Origin of the sequence: Streptomyces chiangmaiensis, from assembly GCF_036281785.1 — a bacterium.
Taxonomy (GTDB): domain Bacteria; phylum Actinomycetota; class Actinomycetes; order Streptomycetales; family Streptomycetaceae; genus Streptomyces; species Streptomyces chiangmaiensis.
In genome coordinates this window covers 1-527 of the sequence record NZ_JAYWVC010000763.1, presented here as the reverse complement: position 1 = coordinate 527, position 527 = coordinate 1, and the positions used below count along the sequence as shown (strand labels likewise).

The following is a 527-nucleotide window of genomic DNA, read 5'->3' as shown; positions in this document are numbered from 1 at the left end:
GCCCTCGGCCGCGTCCCCCCAGGAAGGCATCCCCCGTTATGTTCTTCGCGGCTGTTCGGGTCAGTTCGAGCTGAAGACCTCGACATCGCACTTGGCTGCGCCGCTGCGCTTGATCCGCCCATCGCAGGTGATCAGCGGGGCGCCGAGGGACTCGGCGAGCGCAACGTACTGTGCGTCGTAGGCACTCAGGTTGGCGTGGAGAGTGCGAACTCGTTCCCACAAGGGGAGAGTGTCGTGCTTCGCCAGAGGCAATGCCGTGAAGTCGGTCATGGCCTTGGTCACCTGCTTCTCGGTGAGCTTGCCGCCGCGCTGCATCCCGAGCAGCGCCGATTGGATTTCGTAGTCGGCCAGCGTGGGGGTGTAGACGGTGACGGCCTCACCCACACGCGTACGGACGGCGCTACCGGTGGCGCCGTGATGGGTCAGGAAGACCACCAGCGCCGACGTGTCGATGACGATCAACGGCCCAGCCTGCCCTCGTCGATCGCTGCCAGTACGTCATCGGTGGCGTACTCCGCGGTAGCCTC

General features: G+C 65.7%; 1 protein-coding gene. It reads right to left on the bottom strand.

What is annotated here, in order from left to right:
- Nucleotides 1-60: 60 nt before the first annotated feature.
- The gene (locus tag VXC91_RS46810; RefSeq protein WP_329513397.1) at nt 61-462 is read right to left on the bottom strand and encodes a type II toxin-antitoxin system VapC family toxin; all 402 of its coding nucleotides are present in this window, start codon (nt 460-462) and stop codon (nt 61-63) included.
- Nucleotides 463-527: the final 65 nt, after the last annotated feature.